This is a genomic window from Pseudomonas poae, assembly GCA_028869255.1.
GTDB lineage: Bacteria > Pseudomonadota > Gammaproteobacteria > Pseudomonadales > Pseudomonadaceae > Aquipseudomonas > Aquipseudomonas poae_C.
The window spans coordinates 1,544,944-1,563,318 of record CP110972.1 but is presented as its reverse complement, the minus strand read 5'-3'; the positions used below and the strand labels follow the sequence as shown (position 1 = coordinate 1,563,318).

The window sequence follows — 18,375 nt, the reverse complement described above, 5'->3', positions numbered from 1 at the left end:
GCGGGCTTGCTCGCGAACGCGGTATGCCAGTCGCAGAATGTGTGTATGACACACCGCCTTCGCGAGCAAGCCCGCTCCCACAGGGGAATGTCTGTGCCCCTTTAGAGACTCCACGATGAACGACCTCCTCAACCTGCAAGGCTACGGCCCGATGCTGGCCCAGGGTGCCTGGATGACGCTCAAGCTGGCGTTCCTCGCGCTGGCCCTGAGCCTCTCCCTGGGCCTGATCGCCGCCGGTGCCAAGCTCTCCAGCGCCAAATGGCTGCGGGTGCCGGCCACGCTGTACACCACGCTGATCCGCAGCGTGCCGGACCTGGTGCTGATCCTGCTGATTTTCTACAGCCTGCAACTGTGGCTCAACGACTTGAGCGACGTGCTCGGCTGGGACTACTTTGAAATCGACCCGTTTACCGCCGGGGTGATCACCCTGGGCTTTATCTACGGCGCGTATTTCACCGAAAACTTCCGTGGCGCGATCCTCAGCGTGCCGGTCGGCCAGCTCGAAGCCGCCACCGCGTACGGTCTGAGCCGCTGGCAGCGGTTTCACCTGGTGCTGTTCCCGCAGTTGATGCGCTTTGCCCTGCCGGGTCTGGGCAATAACTGGCTGGTGCTGCTCAAGTCCACGGCGCTGGTGTCGATCATCGGCCTGTCGGACCTGGTCAAAGCCGCGCAGAACGCCGGCAAGACCACCAACGAGCCCCTGTACTTCCTGATCCTCGCGGGCCTGGTCTACCTGGTGATCACCACCCTCTCCAACCGCATCTTCAAGCGCCTCGAACGGCGCTACAACCTCGGCATCAGGGGGATCGTGCGATGATCGAACTGTTCCAGCAATACGGCCTGGCCTACCTGTTCAGCGACGGCGTGGGCTTGTCCGGGGTGGCGATGACCCTGTGGCTGTTCATTATTTCGGTGGTGTTCGGCTTCGTGCTGTCGATCCCGCTGGCACTGGCCCGAGTCTCGGAGCACTTCTGGCTGCGCTGGCCGGTGGAGCTCTACACCTACCTGTTCCGGGGCACGCCGCTGTATATCCAGTTGCTGATTTGCTACACCGGGCTGTACAGCCTGGAAGTGGTGCAGGACAACGCGCTGCTCAACCAGTTTTTCCGCAACGCGCTCAACTGCACCCTGCTGGCGTTTGTGCTCAACACCTGCGCCTACACCGTGGAAATCTTCGCCGGGGCGATCCGCAATATTCCCCATGGCGAAATCGAAGCGGCGCGTGCCTATGGCCTGCACGGCTGGCGGCTCAACCTGTTTGTGGTAGTGCCCGCTGCGTTGCGCCGTGCGCTGCCGGCCTACAGCAATGAAATGATCCTGATGCTGCACGCCACGTCGCTGGCGTTTACCGCCACCGTCGCCGACATCCTCAAGGTCGCCCGCGACGCCAACGCCGAAACGTTCCTGACGTTCCAGGCTTTCGGTATCGCCGCCCTGCTCTACATGCTGCTGTCCTTTGCACTGGTGGGCCTGTTTCGACTGGCCGAACGTCGCTGGATGCGTTTTCTTGTTCCTACCCGAGGCTAACCCATGAATCAGTCCGCGCAGGCCCTGGCCGCTTATCCTGTAGATGCACCGGTTGCAAGGGCAGCCACCGCCGCCATCAAGCTCCAGGTCGAAGGTATTCACAAACGCTACGGCGAACACGAAGTGCTCAAGGGTGTGTCCCTGAATGCACGTAATGGCGATGTGATCAGCCTGATCGGCGCCAGCGGCTCGGGCAAAAGCACGATGCTGCGCTGCATCAACTTTCTCGAACAGCCCGATGCCGGGGTCATCACCCTGGACGGCATCAGCATCCAAATGCAGCAAGGCCGCGCCGGCACCCGCGCACCGCACCAGGTGCAACTGCAAAACCTGCGCACGCGCCTGGCCATGGTGTTCCAGCACTTCAACCTGTGGAGCCACATGACCGTGCTGGAAAACATCACCATGGCCCCGCGCCGGGTGCTGGGCATAAGCGCGGCCGAGGCGCAAAAACGCGCCCGCCTGTACCTGGACAAGGTCGGCCTGCCCGGCCGTGTAGCGGACCAATACCCGGCGTTTCTTTCCGGTGGCCAACAACAGCGCGTGGCCATTGCAAGGGCGCTGGCGATGGAGCCGGAAATTATTCTGTTCGATGAACCGACGTCTGCGCTCGACCCAGAGCTTGTAGGAGAAGTCCTCAAAGTCATACAGACGTTGGCCGAGGAAGGTCGTACCATGCTGATGGTCACCCACGAGATGGGCTTTGCCCGCCAGGTGTCCAGCCAAGTGCTGTTCTTGCATCAGGGCCGAGTCGAGGAACAAGGCGGCGCCGAGATTCTTGACCACCCCAACAGCGAGCGCTTGCAGCAATTTCTTTCCAACCGTTTGAAGTGAAACCCATGGATACCAAGGCCAACGGACCCCATTCTTCCCCTGCGCTGGACCGCATCGATGAGGCGATCATCGACGTGCTGCGGCACCAAGGGCGTATCACTTACGAAAAACTCTCGTCACTGGTGCACCTGACCCCCAGGCCCTGCCTGGAACGGGTGCGCAAGCTGGAGCGACGCGGGGTGATCCGTGGGTATGGGGCGATCATTGATGTGCAGATGGTGTCGCCGGGGCTGTCGCTGCTGGTGCTGGTGGCCTTGTCCAATCAAAGCGGGCGCTCGGCGCAGAAGGCCTTCGAGGCATGCATCAAAGCTTGCCCCCAGGTGTTCGAATGCCAGCTGATCAGCGGGCCGTTCGACTACAGCCTGCGCATGCGCTGTCGCGATATGGAGCACTACCGGGTGCTGACGGAGACCTGGCTGAACAACGACGAATTGCACATTGATAAGTTGGTGGCGCATCCGGAGTTGGCGGTCGTTAAAAACACTGCCACAGAGCTGGCCTGACTCCATTTATACAAACACCGTAGATCAAATGTGGGAGCTGGCTTGCCTGCGATAGCGGTGTATCAGTCAACCTTGATTTGACTGGCCCACCGTGATCGCAGGCAAGCCAGCTCCCACATTGATCGGGTTCGTAATTCTTTTACCGGCCTTGGCCCCAATCAGCCTCGCCTGCCCATCCCGCTGCTTGCCCGTACGCGCCTCACTGATCAACCCCGGAATCAACTTGCCCTCCGGCAAATTCTTCCAGAACCGGCTGGGCAAGTGCCCTTCCATCACCTTGGGGTTCAAGCGCGCCGGGTTGAAGATGTGACTGTAGTAAGTCAACCACATGGCGCTGTGCGGGTCTTCGACATTTTGCGCCAGTTGCTGCCACGCCTCGGGGCACTGGCGTTGATGAATCAACTGTTCGCCATCGTAATAAACCCCGTCCAGCGGCGTGGCGATCATCCAGCGATGGCGCCCCATGCGCCCGATGAAATGCTGGCTGGCGCTTTTGAGAATGTCGTGGGCCGGTTCATGCCAGGCCACATACTCCGGCAGCTCGGGCCCCGCCCCTGCCGGCAACGCAATAAACCGCACAAACGCATGCAGGTGGTGGGCCTCACGGCTGACCTGCTTGATCCGCCGCTGCAACTCACTGCCCAGCTTGTCCCCCGCCAGCATTGCGGTGCGGTCACCATGGCTGACGCGCCACAACACCTCGTACAACAGGCTCCAGCGCTGATCACCGTGATAACAGGCGGCCGACTCCAGCAGTTCCAGCAATGCCTTGGGAATTCGCGCCTGGAACGGGCCAAGTTGCGCCGGGATCGGCTCATCAGTGGCAAACAGGTCCGCCACTTCCGCTTCGCCCCAACTCACCTGGCTGGGGTCGACCTGATGGCTGAGCAGCCAGCGCGCCTGTTCGCGCCAGGTGCCGAACAGGTTGTCGCATTCCAGGCTGATCATCCCCACAACCCCATCTGTTGCGGCTGCGGGCGGTCACGCAGTTGCTCACGCAGCAGAACGCTGGTGCTCTCGGCCTGTTGCGGGTGGTAGTCGCTGGTGATGAAAAACGGCTTGGCCTTGGCCAACACGCAGCGCATGCGCGCCAGGTCTTCGAAACGGATCTTGCGCTCACGGCGCAGGTCCACCAGCCGTTGGGTGGTGCGCAGGCCGATCCCAGGGATGCGTGCGATCAAGGTCGGTTCGGCGCGATTAAGGTCCAGGGGAACACCTCGCGGTGTTCCAGGGCCCAGGCCAGCTTGGGGTCGATATCCAGGGCCAGGTGGCCGGGGCCTTCGAACAGCTCGTTGGCGCTGAAACCGTAACTGCGCAGCAGGAAGTCCGCCTGGTACAAGCGGTGCTCGCGCATCAGCGGCGGCGCGGCCAGCGGCACGCTTTTCGGGCTGTTGGGGATGGGGCTGAACGCCGAGTAATACACGCGGCGCAGTTTGAAGTTGCCATATAACGCCTCGGCGCCGTGCAGGATGGTGCTGTCGTCGGTGTCGTCGGCGCCAACGATCATTTGCGTGCTCTGCCCAGCCGGGGCGAAACGCGGGGCGCGGGGCTCGTTGAGTACCGTCTGTTCGCCGGTGTAGATGGTGTGCATGGCGTGCTTGATCGAGCCGATCTGCTTCTCCGGCGCCAGGGTTTGCAGGCTGGCATCGGTGGGCAATTCGATATTCACGCTCAACCGATCCGCATAACGCCCGGCCTCGGCGATCAGCGCCGGGTCGGCCTCGGGAATGGTCTTGAGGTGGATATAGCCGCGAAAGTCATGCTCTTCGCGCAAAAGCTTTGCCACCCGAACAAGTTGCTCCATGGTGTAGTCGGGCGACCGAATGATGCCGGAGCTGAGAAACAACCCGCTGACGCAATTGCGTCGGTAGAAATCCAGGGTCAGGCTCACCACCTCCTCCGGGCTGAAGCGTGCCCGGGGCACGTCGCTGGAGCGGCGGTTGACGCAATACTGGCAGTCGTAAAGACAGAAGTTGGTGAGCAACACCTTGAGCAGCGACACGCAACGGCCGTCCGGGGTGTAGCTGTGGCAGATGCCCATGCCGTCGGTGGAACCCAGCCCCGTCTTGCCCTCGGAGCTGCGCTTGGGCGCGCCACTGCTGGCGCAGGACGCGTCGTACTTGGCGGCGTCGGCGAGGATGCTGAGTTTTTCGATCAACTGCATGGAGGGCTACCGATACTGGTTTTTGTACAGTATCAGCCAACCCTCCCGGTCACAAGCGCAGTTGGTCAGCTGGCGGTAGCCAGCAACAGGTCCTGCACCGAACGCCCCTTGCCACGCCCGCGGTCCAGTGTATACAACGACGCCGCAATCTCATCGGCGCGAATCGGCAGCACCGACAGCAAGGTGTCGCTCAAGCCGTGGCTGGCCTGGCTGAAGCCCTGGATGTAGATGCCGGCCTGGCAGCGCTCATCGGTGACGATGCGGTAGTCGCGGCTCACTTCGAAGTCGCCCATATAGGTTTCCAGCGGTGCCAGCAGCTCGCGGTGCATCTGGCGCTCATAGCCGGTGGCCAGGATCACTGCGTCGTAGTGATTGACGCTGGTTTCGCCGCTGGCGTTGTTGCGCAGCACCAGTTCGATGCCCAGCGGGCCCGGGGCGGCCTTCTCGACCACGGTCATGGTGCGAAATGCCTGGCGGGCGATGCCGGAGACTTTCTGGCGGTAGAAAATCCCGTAGATGCGTTCGATCAGGTCCAGGTCCACCACCGAATAGTTGGTGTTCTGGTACTCGGCAACCAGGCGTTCACGTTCGGCGCCCACCTGCTGGAACACCAGGTCGGTAAAGGCCGGCGAGAACACTTCGTTGACGAACGGGCTGTCATCGGCGGGCTTTAGCGCCGAACCGCGCAGGATCATGTCGACCTGCACCGACGGGAAGCTGTCATTCAGGTCGATAAAGGCTTCGGCCGCGCTCTGGCCACCGCCGATGATCGCGATGCGCATCGCTTTGCCTTCAACACACGGCTGCTGGGCCATGCGCGCCAGGTATTGGGAATGGTGGAACACCCGGCCGTCGTCCTTGAGCGCCTTGAACGCTTCTGGCACACGGGGCGTGCCGCCGGCGCTGACCACCACCGAACGGGTGGTGCGCACATGCTGCTCGCCCACCGCATCACGCGAGATCACACGCAGCGCCTCGACCTGTTGCTGGTGCAGGATCGGCTCGATCGCCAGCACTTCTTCGCCGTAGCGCGCCTGGGCCTGGAACTGCCCGGCGACCCAGCGCAGGTAGTCGTTGTACTCCATGCGGCACGGGTAGAAGGTGCCCAGGTTGATAAAGTCCACCAGGCGGTCGTGGGCTTTCAGGTAATTGACGAACGAATAAGGGCTGGTGGGGTTGCGCAGGGTCACCAGGTCCTTGAGGAACGAAATCTGCAGTTCGCTCTGGGTCACCAGGGTATTGCCGTGCCAGCGGTAGTCGGCCTGTTTGTCGAGAAACAGCACGTCCAGTTTGCCCTGGGCCTTTTCACGCTCCTGCAGGGCGATGGCCAGCGCCAGGTTCGAAGGGCCAAAACCGATACCGATCAGGTCGTGAACCGCGGGCGAAGCAATTGCCTGTGTCATTCCAGTGTCCTCTGGATAAGCCCCTTGGCGGTCGGGGCGGGAATACCTTCAAAGCCTGAACAACAGGCCGTGTGTTGATAGGAAACGAGGACAGTGAAATAAAATTTAACTGATCGATGATCAGTAGGCTTCCCACTCGCGCATCCGCACCCGGCAGTGCTTCATCGCGTTGACGATGTGTTTTTCCACCAGCGCACGGGAAATGTTCAGGCGCTCGGCGATTTGCAGGTGGGTCAACCCTTCGAGTTTGCGCAGCAGAAAGCTGTCGCGACACGCCTGCGGCAGCTCGGACAGGGCGCGTTCGAGCATTTCCAGGCGCTGGCCGTGGTCGTGGCTGGTGTGGGGCGAACAGGTGGCAAAACGCTCTTCGGCGTCCAGCACGTCCAAAGGCTCGACCTGGCGCAAGGCGTTGCGCCGGTGACCGTCGATCACCAGGTTCAGCGCGGTGCGGTACAAGAAGGCGCGGGGTTGTTCGATCGGGGTGTCGCTGGAACGTTCCAGCACCCGGACATAAGCGTCATGCACCACATCCTCGGCCACCTGACGGTTGCCCAGCTTGGCGTTGAGGAAACACACCAGCTCGCGATAGTAGTTTTCCAACATGACTCCCGACCGCCGGGTGGCGGCATTAGGTCCTTGAGTGCAAATAGACAACGTATTCAGTAATGGCAGTTTGGGTGTGTGCAATTTATAGTAATTCTCATCTACTTTTAAAGCAGACTTGCATCAACGGACGATATTTTTTCTTCAAGGGACCTGTAACCGCTTGTGTAACAGCCTAAATCTCCGGGCAATTCTCTCGTTTAACTGACAGCTCCCCGCAACTGCGGTCCGAACTTTCCTGGCTGGAACCAAAGCATGAAACGCCCTCGCCCTGCCCGACGCGCCTTGCTCGTTATCGCGTGCCTGCTACCTATCATCGCCGTCGCCGCCTGGCAGGTGCTGCCGCCGGGGCGTGACGCCCTGGCCACTGTCACCGTCACCCGGGGCAATATCGAAAACAGCGTCACGGCCCTCGGCACCCTGCAACCGCGGCGCTATGTCGACGTAGGCGCGCAGGCCTCCGGGCAGATCCGCAAGATTCACGTCGAGGCCGGGGACAAGGTTCAGGAAGGCCAACTGCTGGTGGAAATCGACCCTTCCACGCAAAAGGCCAAGCTCGACGCCAGCCGCTATGCCATCGAAAACCTCAAGGCCCAACTGCAGGAGCAGAAGGCCCAGCACGAACTGGCACGCCAGAAATACCAGCGCCAGCAGCGCCTGGTGGCCGGTAACGCCACCCGTGAAGAAGACGTGCAAACCGCCAAGGCCGAACTGAGCGCCACCCAGGCCCGGGTGGATATGTTCCAGGCGCAGATCCGCCAGGCCCAGGCCAGCCTGCGCAGCGATGAAGCGGAGTTGGGCTATACGCGCATCTATGCGCCGATGACCGGCACCGTGGTCGCGGTAGACGCACGCGTCGGCCAGACCCTCAACGCGCAACAGCAGACGCCGTTGATCCTGCGCATCGCCAAATTGTCGCCAATGACCGTGTGGGCCGAAGTCTCCGAAGCCGACATCGGCCACGTCAAACCCGGCATGACCGCCTATTTCACCACCCTCAGCGGCGGTAGCCGGCGTTGGTCCAGCACCGTGCGGCAGATCCTGCCGATCCCGCCCAAGCCCCTGAATGAAACCCAGGGCAGTGGCAGCCCCAACAGCTCGAGTAAAAGTGGCAGCGGCCGCGTGGTGCTGTACACGGTGCTGCTGGATGTGGACAACAGCGACAACACGCTGATGGCCGAAATGACCACCCAGGTGTTTTTTGTCGCCGGTGAAGCCAAGGGCGCCCTTACCGTGCCGGTCGCCGCGCTGCAGGGCACGGCAAGTGCCGACCGGCAGATCGCCCGCGTGGTGGCGGACAACGGCCGCATCGAAGAACGCGAAGTGCGCCTGGGCATCAGCGATCGGCTGCGGGTCGAGGTGCTCGACGGCCTGAATGAAGGCGATCACCTGCTGATCGGTCCGGCCGACGGCAATGGGGGTTGAGGTGACCACGCCGCTGATCGAACTCAAGAACATCCGCAAATCCTACGGCGGCGGCGACAGCCCGCAGGTTGACGTGTTGCGCGGCATTGACCTGTCGATCCATGCCGGGGAATTCGTGGCGATCGTCGGTGCCTCCGGCTCCGGCAAGTCCACATTGATGAATATCCTCGGTTGCCTCGACCGCCCCAGCGTCGGCGAGTACCTGTTCGCCGGGGAAAACGTCGCGCACCTGGACAGCGACGAACTCGCCTGGCTACGCCGCGAGGCCTTCGGCTTCGTATTCCAGGGCTACCACCTGATCCCTTCGGGTTCGGCCCAGGAAAACGTCGAGATGCCGGCGATTTATGCCGGTATCAGCGCCGCCGAACGGCATGCCCGCGCCACCGCGCTGCTGACTCGCCTGGGCCTGGCCGAACGCACCGGTAACCGCCCTCACCAGCTGTCCGGCGGCCAGCAGCAGCGCGTGTCGATTGCCCGCGCACTGATGAACGGCGGCCATATTATCCTCGCGGATGAGCCCACCGGTGCCCTCGACAGCCATAGCGGCGCCGAGGTGATGACCCTGCTCGACGAACTGGCCGGCCAGGGCCACGTGGTGATCCTGATTACCCACGACCGCGAAGTGGCGGCGCGGGCCAACCGCATCATCGAGATTCGCGACGGCCTGATCATCAGTGACTCGGCCGCTGGCAACGAGGTAGCGCCAAGCGCCACTGCCGGTGCCTTGCAAGCGGTGGACCTGCGCCAGCGCCTGGTCGACGGCGCCGAGCACAACGGCGCCTGGAAAGCCGAGCTGGTGGACGCGGTACAAGCCGCCTGGCGCGTGATGTGGATCAACCGCTTCCGCACGGCGCTGACCCTGCTGGGGATCGTCATCGGCGTGGCGTCGGTGGTGGTGATGCTGGCAGTGGGCGAAGGCAGCAAGCGCCAGGTGATGGAGCAGATGGGCGCCTTCGGCTCCAATATTCTGTATGTCAGCGGGTCCTCGCCGAACCCGCGTACGCCCTTGGGCATCATCACCCCCGAAGATGTGGCCGCGCTGGCCACCCTGCCGCAGGTCAAACGGATCATGCCGGTCAACGGTGCCGAAGCCGGTGTGCGCTTTGGCAACATCGACTACATGGCCTATGTGGGCGGCAATGACACCAATTTCCCGATTATCTTCAACTGGCCGGTGGTGGAAGGCAGTTATTTCACCGAGGCTGACGAGCGCTCGGCCGCCACCGTCGCGGTGATCGGCGCGCGGGTGCGCGACAAGCTGTTCAAGGGCCTGATCAACCCCATCGGCCAGTACATCCTGATCGAGAATGTGCCGTTCCAGGTGATCGGCGTGCTCCAGGAGAAAGGCTCCAGCTCGGGCAACAAGGACAGCGACGACCGCATTGCCATCCCTTACACCTCGGCCAGCATTCGCCTGTTCGGCAGCTACAACCCCGAGTACGTAGTGATCGCCGCCGCTGACGGCAACCGTGTGCACGACGCCGAGCTGGCGATCGACCAGATGCTGCAACGCCTGCACCACGGCAAGCCGGATTACCACTTGACCAACAACGCGGCGATGATCCAGGCCGAGGCGCGCACGGCGAACACCCTGTCGCTGATGCTCGGCTCGATTGCCGCGATTTCGCTGCTGGTGGGCGGCATCGGCGTGATGAACATCATGCTGATGACCGTGCGCGAGCGCACCCGCGAAATCGGCATCCGCATGGCCACCGGCGCTCGCCAACGCGACATCCTGCGCCAGTTCCTGACCGAGGCGGTGATGCTCTCGGTGGTCGGCGGCCTGTGCGGTATCGCCCTGGCCCTGCTGGTGGGCGGCGTGCTGGTGCTGGCCAAGGTGGCGGTGCAGTTTTCCCTGGTGGCGGTGCTCGGCGCGTTTGGTTGCGCGCTGGTCACCGGCGTCATATTCGGCTTTATGCCGGCCCGTAAAGCTGCCCGGCTCGATCCGGTTAAGGCATTGACCAGTGAATAAACGATCCATCCCCACCCACCTGTCCCTGCTCAGCCTGTGCCTGTTACTCAGTGCGTGCGCCGGCACCCCGGCCCGCGTCGACAGCGGTATCGCGCCGCCGGCCGCCTGGCAATTTGCCGAGCGCGAGGCTGCCCAGGCCACCAACCAGCGCTGGTGGACGCAATTTGGCAGCCCGCAGCTCAACCGTCTGGTCGACCAGGCGCGGCGTGACAGTTTCGACGTGGCCGCAGCCATGGCCCGTGTGCGCCAGGCCCAGGCCAGCGCGGTGATTGCGGGGGCGCCGTTGCTGCCGGAGGTGAATTTCAATCTCGCCACCAGCCACCAGAAGTTACTGCGCGGCGACGGCGGGCCAGACCTGGATGCATCGCAAAGCGATGACGTGGTCGACAACTTCGGGGCCAACCTCACCGCCAGCTATGAAGTGGATTTCTGGGGCGGCCGCGCCGCCGCCCGCGACAGCGCCCTGCACAGCCTGCAAGCCAGCGAGTTTGACCAGGCGACCGTGGAGCTGACCCTGCTCGGCAATGTGGCCGACCGCTACGCGCAAACCCTCGCGGCACAGCAGCGCTTGCAGATTGCCGAGCTGAACCTGGCCAATGCGCGCAATGTGCTCAACCTGGTACAAACCCGCTATGACGCCGGTTCCGCCACCGCCCTGGAACTGGCCCAGCAGAAGAGCCTGGTGGCCGGCCAGCAACGCCAGTTGCCGCTGATTCAGCAACTGGCCGAAGAATCCCGGATCACCCTGGCCGCCCTCCTCGGTCAGCCGGTGCAAGCGCTGGACCTGGGCGCCGAGCCGTTCCAGGCGCTGACCTGGCCGACCATCGGTGCCGGCCTGCCCAGCCAATTGCTGAGCCGCCGCCCCGACATCGCCAAGGCCGAGGCGCAACTGGCGGCAGCGCAAGCCGACGTCACAGTGGCGCGTGCCGCCATGCTCCCGACCATCACCCTCGGCGCCACTCTGGGTTCCGACGCCTATAAAGCCATGGACATCCTGCGCAGCCCGTACTACACGCTGACCGCCGGCCTGGTGGGCCCGATCTTCAATAACGGCCGCCTCGGCGCCGAGCGCGACAAAGCCCGCGCCCGCCAGGACGAGCTGCTGCAGACTTACCGCGGCGCAATCATCAACGGCTTCGCCGATGTGGAAAAGGCCCTCAGCAGCATCACCCGCCTGGACCAGCAGCGCGAATGGCAGGCCGAGGAACTGCAGCAAGCCCAGAGCGCCTTCCAGATCGCCGAAAGCCGCTACCAGGCGGGCGCCGAAGACCTGCTCAGCGTGCTGGAAACCCAGCGCACGCTGTACGCGGCGCAGGACTCGAATGTGCAACTGCGGCTGTCGCGATTGCAAGCCAGTATTGCGCTGTACAAGGCACTGGGTGGCGGCTGGCAAACAGAAATCCGATAAACAAAACTCGATTCTCCTACAAAACCCGACATATCGACCTACATTCATCTTCCACGGTCCTTGGTAAAAAAGCCGCATCAAACGGCTGACCAGGACCTCCCGATGATGGTTGCGAAATACCTCGCGTGTGGCGCTGTATGGCTGATGGCGAGCCTTGCCCACGCAGTCCCGCTGATCCCGCCCACCGCGATCGACTGGTTACTGGACTGCCCACATCCCCCCTTTGAACAGCCGGACCACGCGGTGCTTGAACGGACCCAGTGCGCCAGTGTGGAAGTGCCTCGCGACTATGCCGCGCCCCATCGCGGCAGGGTGCGCCTGGCCCTGACCCGTGTCGGCGCCCGCGACCCGCTCAGCCGAGAGGGCGTGGTGTTCATTCAGGCCGGCGAGTCGCACAAGGCTCAAGGCGCAACCTTTGCTGTCCAACTGGTCAGCCGCTGGGAGTCGTTTACTACCCAGGCCTATCGCACCCTGCTCAACCGCTATGACGTCATCGAACTGAGCCCCCGCGACCTGAGCCAGGAAAACGGTATCGAGCAGGCGGCGCAAGACATGGAATTTGTTCGCGCACAACTCGGCGAAGCCAGGCTCAACTACCTCGGCAACGCGGATGCAGCCAGGCTGGGCAGCCGGTATGCGGCGCTGTATTCCGAGCGCGTCGCCCGCATGGTATTGGTCAACGCCGGGCACGGGGCACCGCTCGATTCCGGCGTCGAGCAATTGCTGCTCAAAGAGTCGGCCGGGGCCGTGACCACCGGGTGCGTCAACCGCTGGGTCGGAGATTTTCTGGTGTTCGGCAAACAGCCACCCGCGTCTGCGCGCTGCCTTGATTCTGGCAATTGGCAGTAACGCGTCGTTTACGACCTGTTACCGCCGAAAACGACACCCTGCGTTGACGCTTCGGCCCAATCGTTATTAAGTGCTATTTATCCGCATTAATACGATAAATCGAACCCATGCTCAGTCGCCCGCTACGACGCAAACGCCAGAAGCTCTCCGATATAATTGTCGAGTCGGTCAAGCGCTCCATCGTCACCGATGCCCTGAAGCCCGGCGACCGCCTGCCCACCGAGCGCGAACTGATGGAAAGCTTCCAGTGCTCCAAGGGTTCCGCCCGTGAAGCCCTCAAGGCCCTGGAAGTGGAAGGCCTGGTGAGTACGCGTACCGGCCCCAGCGGCGGCGCTTACCTGAACCAGGCCGGTACCGAGCCGGCCAGCCGCGCATTGCGCAACTACCTGCACTTCCAGCACCTGGACGGCGAGCAGGTGTACCAACTGCGCAAGGTCATCGAGGTGGAATTGGCGGTGTCAGTGCTCGGGCGCCTCAGTGAGGACGACTACCAGGCGCTGCAAGCCAACGTGGATTTTTGCAGCGCGCCGGAAGACAGCGAAGCCGGGCAACGCGAACAGCGCCTGGCGGAATTGGAGTTCCATAACCTGCTGGCCCAGGCGTGCCCCAACCCGTTATTGAGTTTCATGGCGCAGTTTCTAAACGACCTGCTGCGCGACCTGGTGGTGCTGAAAAAAGCCTACAAGCCCAAGCGCAAGCAGTTCGACGCCGCCAACCTCGACTATCACAAGCAGTTGCTGCTTGCCTTTCGCGCCGGTGATGAAAGCGCCGTGCGCAGCCTGATGCATGAACATATGTGCGACGCCGAACACCACATGACGGCGCTTGAAGGCCAGGTCAGCCCGCACTTCCTGCTGGAGTTTGATCATCGATAAGAACACCGCAAAGCCAATGTGGGAGCGGGCTTGCTCGCGAATGCGGTGTTTCAGTCACTGCATGCGTAGCTGACCCACTGTATTCGCGAGCAAGCCCGCTCCCACATTTCGACCCGGTTCCAACCGCCAGACCGTTTCACCCCACCCAATAACAGGCCTGCCCACAGGCCCAGCTCCACCGTATCGCCCTTGCCGCTCCTGCCAATAACTAAACCAGGGAGTCACCCAATGCAGCGTCGTACGTTGTTGAAAGCCAGTCTTACCGCAGCCGCCGCCCTCAGCCTCCCGCTGAGCGTGCGCTCTGCATTCGCCGCCGAGCCCTTTACCTTTTACGGCCTCAAGTCCATGTCCGGCGCTTTTGCCAGCTATGGCAAGTTTGCCGACATGGGTTCGCGCCTGGCGGTGGAACAACACCCCGAGATTCTTGGCCGCCCGCTGAACTACAAGGTCATCGACACCGAAGGCAACGCCGGCAAGGCGGTGCGCAAGGTGCAGGAAGCCATCCAGCAGGACGGCGCACGCTTCTTCCAGGGCTGCACCCTGTCATCGTCCGCGTTGGCGGTGGCCAAGGAAGTCGACAAGGTCGGCGGCGTGTTCATGACCCCGGTCGGCGCCGATGAAGTCACCGGCAAGGACTGCAACAAGGCGACCTTTCGCTGGTCGGTGCCCACTTACGGCGCGATCCGCGAAACCATGGTGCCGCTGATCAAGCTGCTGCCCAACGCCAAGCGCTGGTACACCATCACCCCGCAATATGTGTTCGGCGAAGCGCTGCTCGAAGGCGCAAAAAATGTGCTCAAGGAAAACGGCCTGGAACACGTCGGCAACAGCTATCACTCCTTGCAGGAACAGGAATTCTCCGGCTACCTGACCAACGCCATCGCCGCCAAACCCGATGTGCTGGTGCTGCTGAACTTCGGCAGCCAGTCGTCCAACACCCTGCGCCAGGCGGTGAACTTTGGCATCAAGGAGCGCATGAAAGTGCTGCTGGTGTGGTCCGCCGGACTCGACCAATTCCAGGAACTGGGCAGCGATGTGCTCGAAGGCGTGTACCTCGGTGCACAGTACTGGCACCAGGTCGACACCCCGCTCAACCGCGAGCTGGTCAAGCTGACCCAGGCCAAATACGGCATCAACCCCACCTACCCGCTGGCCGCCGACTACATCAGTACCAAGGTCATGCTGGAAACCATCATCACCACCGGCAGCTTCGACGGGCCGACCGTGGCCAAGGCCATGCAGGGCCTGAGTTTTGAAGGCCCGACCGGCAAGGAAGCGATCCGCGCCGGCGACCACCAGGTGATCAAGGACTACTACCTGATGATCGGCAAGGCCACCGGCGACATGGCCGACAAGGACGACCTGGCCAAAGTGCTCAGCGCCGGCCAATCGTTCCCGCCAGTGGAAGCCACAGGCTGCACGCTCGCCTGACCCCCTGAATCTTGCAGCGCAGGGCCGCCCAAGCGGCGTCCTGCCGAGGGTTTCTGCATGCTTAATCTTTACCTGTTCCAGATACTCAACGGCCTGGGGTTGGGAATGATCTACTTCCTGATCGCGGTCGGGCTGACGATCATTTTCGGCCTGCTCAACTTCGTCAACTTCGCCCACGGCGCGTTCTTCCTGCTGGGCGCCTACATCTGCTACACCGCCGTCAGCCTCACCGGCAACTTCTGGCTGGCGCTATTGATCGCGCCGCTGGTGGTGGCTGCGCTGGCCTGGGTGATTGAGCGCCTATTGATCCAGCGGATCTATCACTTGCCGCACATGTTCCAGATTCTGGTGACGCTGGGTATCGCGCTGATCATCCAGGAAGCCAGCGTGATGATCTGGGGCCCGGTGGGCAAAAGCGTCGCCGTGCCCGGAACTGCTGCGCGGCGTGCTGGTGGTGGGGGATTTTGTCTATCCCTACTACCGCCTGTTCCTGATCGTGTTTTCCGGGCTGGTGGGCCTGGGCCTGTGGCTGTTGCTGGAACGCACGCGCTTCGGCGCCCTGGTGCGCGCCGGCAGTGAAAGCACCGAAACCGTGTCGCTGCTGGGCACCAATATCTTCCGCCTGTTCTCCATGACCTTCGCGCTCGGCGTAGCCCTGGCTGGCGTCGCGGGCGTGCTGTTCGCGCCGTTGCGCGGTGCCCAGCCCTTTGTCGGCCCGGAGATTCTCGGCGTGGCCTTCGTGGTGGTGGTGATCGGCGGCATGGGCTCGTTCAGCGGCGCGCTGGTCGGCGGTTTGCTGGTGGGCGTGGTGCAAAGCCTGATGACCACACTCTGGCCCCAGGGTGCGAGCCTGATGATCTACGGCGCAATGGCCGTGGTGATTCTGGTACGCCCCTACGGCCTGTTCGGGAGAGCCTGAGATGAGCGAGAAACCCCCCTGCCGTTTGCCAAGACCCAATCCAAAGCCATGTTGCTGTGGGTGCTGGCGGTGTTGATCGGCTTGCCGTTGATTTTGCCCTCGGCGACCCTGGCCACCGAGATCCTGATCTTTGCCATGGCCGCCCTCGCCTGCAACCTGTTGCTGGGTTACACCGGGCTGCTGTCGTTCGGCCAAGGCATCTTCTTCGGTGCCGGCGCCTACTGCGCAGCCTTGCTGATGATTCACCTGCAACTGGGCCTGTTCAGCGCGTTGCTCGGCGCCGCCCTGGCCGGTGGTTTCCTGGCCTTGCTGGTGGGCGCCCTGGCGATTCGGCGCACCGGCATTTACTTCGTGATGTTGACGCTGGCGTTCAGCCAGATGGCCTACTTCGTCGCCTACACCTTGAGCGACTGGACCGGCGGCGACAACGGCTTGCTCAGCGTGCCGCGCCCGGAAATCCGTATCGGTGAAACCGTGCTGCTGTCATTGGCCGACGCCCGCGCCTTCTATGGGTTTGTCGCGGTGCTGTTCCTGCTGATCTTCATCGGCGCACGCCGGGTAATCGCCTCGCCGTTCGGCAGCACCTTGATGGCGATCCGCGAAAACGAAACCCGCGCCTCGGCCATCGGCTACGACACACGCCACTTCAAGATCCTGGTATTTGTGCTGTCCGGCGCGGTCACCGGGGTTGCCGGGGCGCTGTACGCGATGCTGCTGCACTTTGTGCCGCTGTCGAATATCGACCTGGCGATGTCCGAAAACATCCTGATCATGACCATCGTCGGCGGTACCGGCTCGCTGTTCGGCTCGTTGCTGGGCGCCGGGTCCATCGTGCTGCTGGGGGATTTCCTCTCCGACCTGTGGCCGCGCTGGCTGATGCTGCTGGGGGTGATCCTGATCCTGGTGGTGATCTTTATGCGCGGCGGCTTGTGGGGCGGCTTGGCCTCGCTGTTCGAACGCGTGCGCGGCAGCCGCAAACCCACCGTCATCGCCAAGGAGGAAGGGCTATGAGCATCCTGCTGGAAACCAACAATCTGGAACTGGCCTACGGCGCGTTCCATGCGGTAAATGGTGTGAACCTCAAGGTCGAGGCCGGCACCATCCACACCATCATCGGCCCCAATGGCGCAGGCAAGACCAGCCTGTTCCATTGCCTGACCGGCGAACGCCAGGCCACCGCCGGGGCGATTCATTTCGACGGCAAGAACCTGATGCGCAAACCCGCCCATGCCCGCGTCGGCCTGGGCATGGCGCGTTCGTTCCAGCTCACCAGCCTGTTCCAGAACCTCAGCGTGCGCGAGAACCTGCGCCTGGCCGCCCAAGGCCGCGACGGTGCGCGTGCCTTGAACTTCTGGCGCCGCGTGGACAGCAAGCGCGAACACCTGGAGATGGCCGACCAGGTGCTGGAGCGTCTGCAACTCACCCGCCGTGCCGACACCCTGGCCGGCGAGTTGTCCCACGGCCAGCAACGCGTGCTGGAAGTGGGTATGTCGATCTGCTCCAAGCCCAAATTGTTGATGCTCGACGAGCCCACTTCGGGCATGGGCATCGATGACATCCCGATCATGACCCAGCTGATCAGCGACCTCGGACGCGACCATACGGTGCTGCTGATCGAACACAACATGAGCATCGTCATGTCCATCAGCCAACGCATCACCGTGATGAGCCACGGGCAAATCCTGGTCGAAGGCACGCCGCAATTCGTACGCGCCGATGAGCGTGTGCGCACTGCTTACCTTGGGGAGGCCGCCTGATGCTGATCGTCGAGAATATCCATTCCTACTACGACAAAAGCCACGTGCTGGAAGGCGTGTCGCTGACCGTCAACCCCGGTGAGCTGGTGACCCTGCTCGGCCGTAACGGCGCCGGCAAGACCACCACACTGCGCAGCATCCTCGGGATTATCTGCCCGCGCCAGGGCCAGATTCATTTCAACGGGCAGGCATTGGTCGGGCAGAAAATCTTTGAAATCGCCCGCCAGGGCCTGGCGCTGGTGCCGGAAAACCGTGGGATTTTCCGCCTGCTCACGGTCGAGGAAAACCTGCGTATCGCCGTACGCAAGACCAGCCGCTGGCAGCTTGAAGACGTGTACGGCATGTTCCCGCGCCTCAAGGAGCGGCGCAAAAACGCCGGCCACGCGCTGTCCGGCGGTGAGCAACAGATGCTCGCCATCGCCCGCGCCCTGCTCAACGACCCCAAGCTGCTGATCCTCGACGAACCTACCGAGGGCCTGGCCCCGGTGATCGTCGACGAGCTGGTGAAGATCCTGCGCAAGGTCAAGGACGACGGCCTGCCGGTGTTGCTGGTGGAACAGAACCTGATGGTCTGCGACAAACTCGCCGACCGCCATTACGTGCTCGAACAGGGCCGCGTGGTGTACGAAGGCAGCGCCGAAGCCTTCCGCGCCGACCCGACCATCAAGAACCGCTACTTGGCCCTGAGTGCCTGACCGGAGATTT

General features: G+C 62.8%; 16 protein-coding genes and 2 pseudogenes. 14 read left to right on the top strand and 4 right to left on the bottom strand.

The features are described 5' to 3' along the window. Positions 1–115 precede the first annotated feature (115 nt). Genes LRS56_07290 through LRS56_07275 form a run of 4 tightly spaced genes read left to right on the top strand, consistent with a single transcriptional unit; the run spans position 116 to position 2,864 of the window. Complete coding sequence (locus LRS56_07290; protein WDU64290.1) at positions 116–817, top strand: ABC transporter permease; 702 nt, start codon at positions 116–118, stop codon at positions 815–817. Next, positions 814–1,527 carry an ABC transporter permease gene (locus LRS56_07285; GenBank protein ID WDU64289.1) on the top strand — a complete coding sequence of 238 codons (714 nt, stop codon included), beginning with the start codon at positions 814–816 and terminating at the stop codon, positions 1,525–1,527. The genes LRS56_07290 and LRS56_07285 overlap by 4 nt, the downstream gene beginning before the upstream one ends. 3 nt (positions 1,528–1,530) lie before the next feature. Next, on the top strand, positions 1,531–2,361 hold the full coding sequence (locus LRS56_07280; GenBank protein ID WDU64288.1) for an ATP-binding cassette domain-containing protein: 831 nt from the start codon (positions 1,531–1,533) through the stop codon (positions 2,359–2,361). A 5-nt stretch (positions 2,362–2,366) separates the two neighbouring features. Next, positions 2,367–2,864, top strand: coding sequence for an Lrp/AsnC family transcriptional regulator (locus LRS56_07275; GenBank protein WDU64287.1), 498 nt, complete (start codon positions 2,367–2,369; stop codon positions 2,862–2,864). Between the two features lie 66 nt (positions 2,865–2,930). Here the strand turns inward: LRS56_07275 and LRS56_07270 are convergent, their stop codons facing one another. From LRS56_07270 to LRS56_07255, 4 genes and pseudogenes are all read right to left on the bottom strand, one after another. After that, complete coding sequence (locus tag LRS56_07270) at positions 2,931–3,812, bottom strand: TIGR03915 family putative DNA repair protein (GenBank protein ID WDU64286.1); 882 nt, start codon at positions 3,810–3,812, stop codon at positions 2,931–2,933. Then, positions 3,809–5,028: pseudogene (locus LRS56_07265) on the bottom strand (putative DNA modification/repair radical SAM protein). Before LRS56_07265 ends, LRS56_07270 begins: the two are co-directional and overlap by 4 nt. Before the next feature lie 65 nt (positions 5,029–5,093). Beyond that, the gene (locus LRS56_07260) at positions 5,094–6,431 is read right to left on the bottom strand and encodes a SidA/IucD/PvdA family monooxygenase (GenBank protein WDU64285.1); all 1,338 of its coding nucleotides are present in this window, start codon (positions 6,429–6,431) and stop codon (positions 5,094–5,096) included. A 120-nt stretch (positions 6,432–6,551) separates the two neighbouring features. Beyond that, entirely contained in the window at positions 6,552–7,079 is a 528-nt protein-coding gene (locus LRS56_07255; protein ID WDU65703.1) for a sigma-70 family RNA polymerase sigma factor, read from the bottom strand. A gap of 210 nt (positions 7,080–7,289) precedes the next feature. On the opposite strand from LRS56_07255, the gene LRS56_07250 reads away from it, so the two are divergent. The 10 genes and pseudogenes from LRS56_07250 to LRS56_07205 all read left to right on the top strand — a co-directional run bounded on the left by LRS56_07250 (position 7,290) and on the right by LRS56_07205 (position 18,365). Then, the gene (locus LRS56_07250; GenBank protein WDU64284.1) at positions 7,290–8,459 is read left to right on the top strand and encodes an efflux RND transporter periplasmic adaptor subunit; all 1,170 of its coding nucleotides are present in this window, start codon (positions 7,290–7,292) and stop codon (positions 8,457–8,459) included. Next, a complete protein-coding gene (locus LRS56_07245; protein ID WDU64283.1) occupies positions 8,449–10,431 on the top strand; it encodes a MacB family efflux pump subunit in 1,983 nt (660 codons plus the stop codon). Before LRS56_07250 ends, LRS56_07245 begins: the two co-directional genes overlap by 11 nt. Continuing rightward, positions 10,424–11,839 carry an efflux transporter outer membrane subunit gene (locus LRS56_07240; GenBank protein ID WDU64282.1) on the top strand — a complete coding sequence of 472 codons (1,416 nt, stop codon included), beginning with the start codon at positions 10,424–10,426 and terminating at the stop codon, positions 11,837–11,839. The genes LRS56_07245 and LRS56_07240 overlap by 8 nt, the downstream gene beginning before the upstream one ends. Before the next feature lie 102 nt (positions 11,840–11,941). Continuing rightward, the gene (locus LRS56_07235; protein ID WDU64281.1) at positions 11,942–12,688 is read left to right on the top strand and encodes an alpha/beta fold hydrolase; all 747 of its coding nucleotides are present in this window, start codon (positions 11,942–11,944) and stop codon (positions 12,686–12,688) included. Between the two features lie 107 nt (positions 12,689–12,795). Continuing rightward, positions 12,796–13,563: an FCD domain-containing protein gene (locus LRS56_07230; protein WDU64280.1), complete on the top strand. Its 768-nt coding sequence runs from the start codon at positions 12,796–12,798 to the stop codon at positions 13,561–13,563. A 228-nt stretch (positions 13,564–13,791) separates the two neighbouring features. Then, positions 13,792–14,994 (top strand): ABC transporter substrate-binding protein, encoded by a 1,203-nt coding sequence (locus LRS56_07225; GenBank protein WDU64279.1) that lies wholly within the window; start codon positions 13,792–13,794, stop codon positions 14,992–14,994. 57 nt (positions 14,995–15,051) lie between these two features. Further along, positions 15,052–15,913, top strand: a pseudogene (locus LRS56_07220) (branched-chain amino acid ABC transporter permease). 48 nt (positions 15,914–15,961) lie between these two features. Continuing rightward, positions 15,962–16,924 carry a branched-chain amino acid ABC transporter permease gene (locus LRS56_07215; GenBank protein ID WDU64278.1) on the top strand — a complete coding sequence of 321 codons (963 nt, stop codon included), beginning with the start codon at positions 15,962–15,964 and terminating at the stop codon, positions 16,922–16,924. After that, on the top strand, positions 16,921–17,670 hold the full coding sequence (locus LRS56_07210) for an ABC transporter ATP-binding protein (protein ID WDU64277.1): 750 nt from the start codon (positions 16,921–16,923) through the stop codon (positions 17,668–17,670). The genes LRS56_07215 and LRS56_07210 overlap by 4 nt, the downstream gene beginning before the upstream one ends. After that, complete coding sequence (locus LRS56_07205; GenBank protein WDU64276.1) at positions 17,670–18,365, top strand: ABC transporter ATP-binding protein; 696 nt, start codon at positions 17,670–17,672, stop codon at positions 18,363–18,365. Before LRS56_07210 ends, LRS56_07205 begins: the two co-directional genes overlap by 1 nt. Positions 18,366–18,375 lie beyond the last annotated feature (10 nt).

Bases quoted from the DNA above. Each gene is read 5' to 3' on its own strand.
- LRS56_07210 (WDU64277.1), top strand. From the start codon at position 16,921: ATGAGCATCCTGCTGGAAACCAACAATCTGGAACTGGCCTACGGCGCG.
- LRS56_07280 (WDU64288.1), top strand. From the start codon at position 1,531: ATGAATCAGTCCGCGCAGGCCCTGGCCGCTTATCCTGTAGATGCACCG.
- LRS56_07230 (WDU64280.1), top strand. From the start codon at position 12,796: ATGCTCAGTCGCCCGCTACGACGCAAACGCCAGAAGCTCTCCGATATA.
- LRS56_07205 (WDU64276.1), top strand. From the start codon at position 17,670: ATGCTGATCGTCGAGAATATCCATTCCTACTACGACAAAAGCCACGTG.
- LRS56_07290 (WDU64290.1), top strand. From the start codon at position 116: ATGAACGACCTCCTCAACCTGCAAGGCTACGGCCCGATGCTGGCCCAG.
- LRS56_07275 (WDU64287.1), top strand. From the start codon at position 2,367: ATGGATACCAAGGCCAACGGACCCCATTCTTCCCCTGCGCTGGACCGC.
- LRS56_07215 (WDU64278.1), top strand. From the start codon at position 15,962: ATGTTGCTGTGGGTGCTGGCGGTGTTGATCGGCTTGCCGTTGATTTTG.
- LRS56_07245 (WDU64283.1), top strand. From the start codon at position 8,449: ATGGGGGTTGAGGTGACCACGCCGCTGATCGAACTCAAGAACATCCGC.
- LRS56_07250 (WDU64284.1), top strand. From the start codon at position 7,290: ATGAAACGCCCTCGCCCTGCCCGACGCGCCTTGCTCGTTATCGCGTGC.
- LRS56_07260 (WDU64285.1), bottom strand. From the start codon at position 6,431: ATGACACAGGCAATTGCTTCGCCCGCGGTTCACGACCTGATCGGTATC.
- LRS56_07270 (WDU64286.1), bottom strand. From the start codon at position 3,812: ATGATCAGCCTGGAATGCGACAACCTGTTCGGCACCTGGCGCGAACAG.
- LRS56_07285 (WDU64289.1), top strand. From the start codon at position 814: ATGATCGAACTGTTCCAGCAATACGGCCTGGCCTACCTGTTCAGCGAC.
- LRS56_07235 (WDU64281.1), top strand. From the start codon at position 11,942: ATGATGGTTGCGAAATACCTCGCGTGTGGCGCTGTATGGCTGATGGCG.
- LRS56_07225 (WDU64279.1), top strand. From the start codon at position 13,792: ATGCAGCGTCGTACGTTGTTGAAAGCCAGTCTTACCGCAGCCGCCGCC.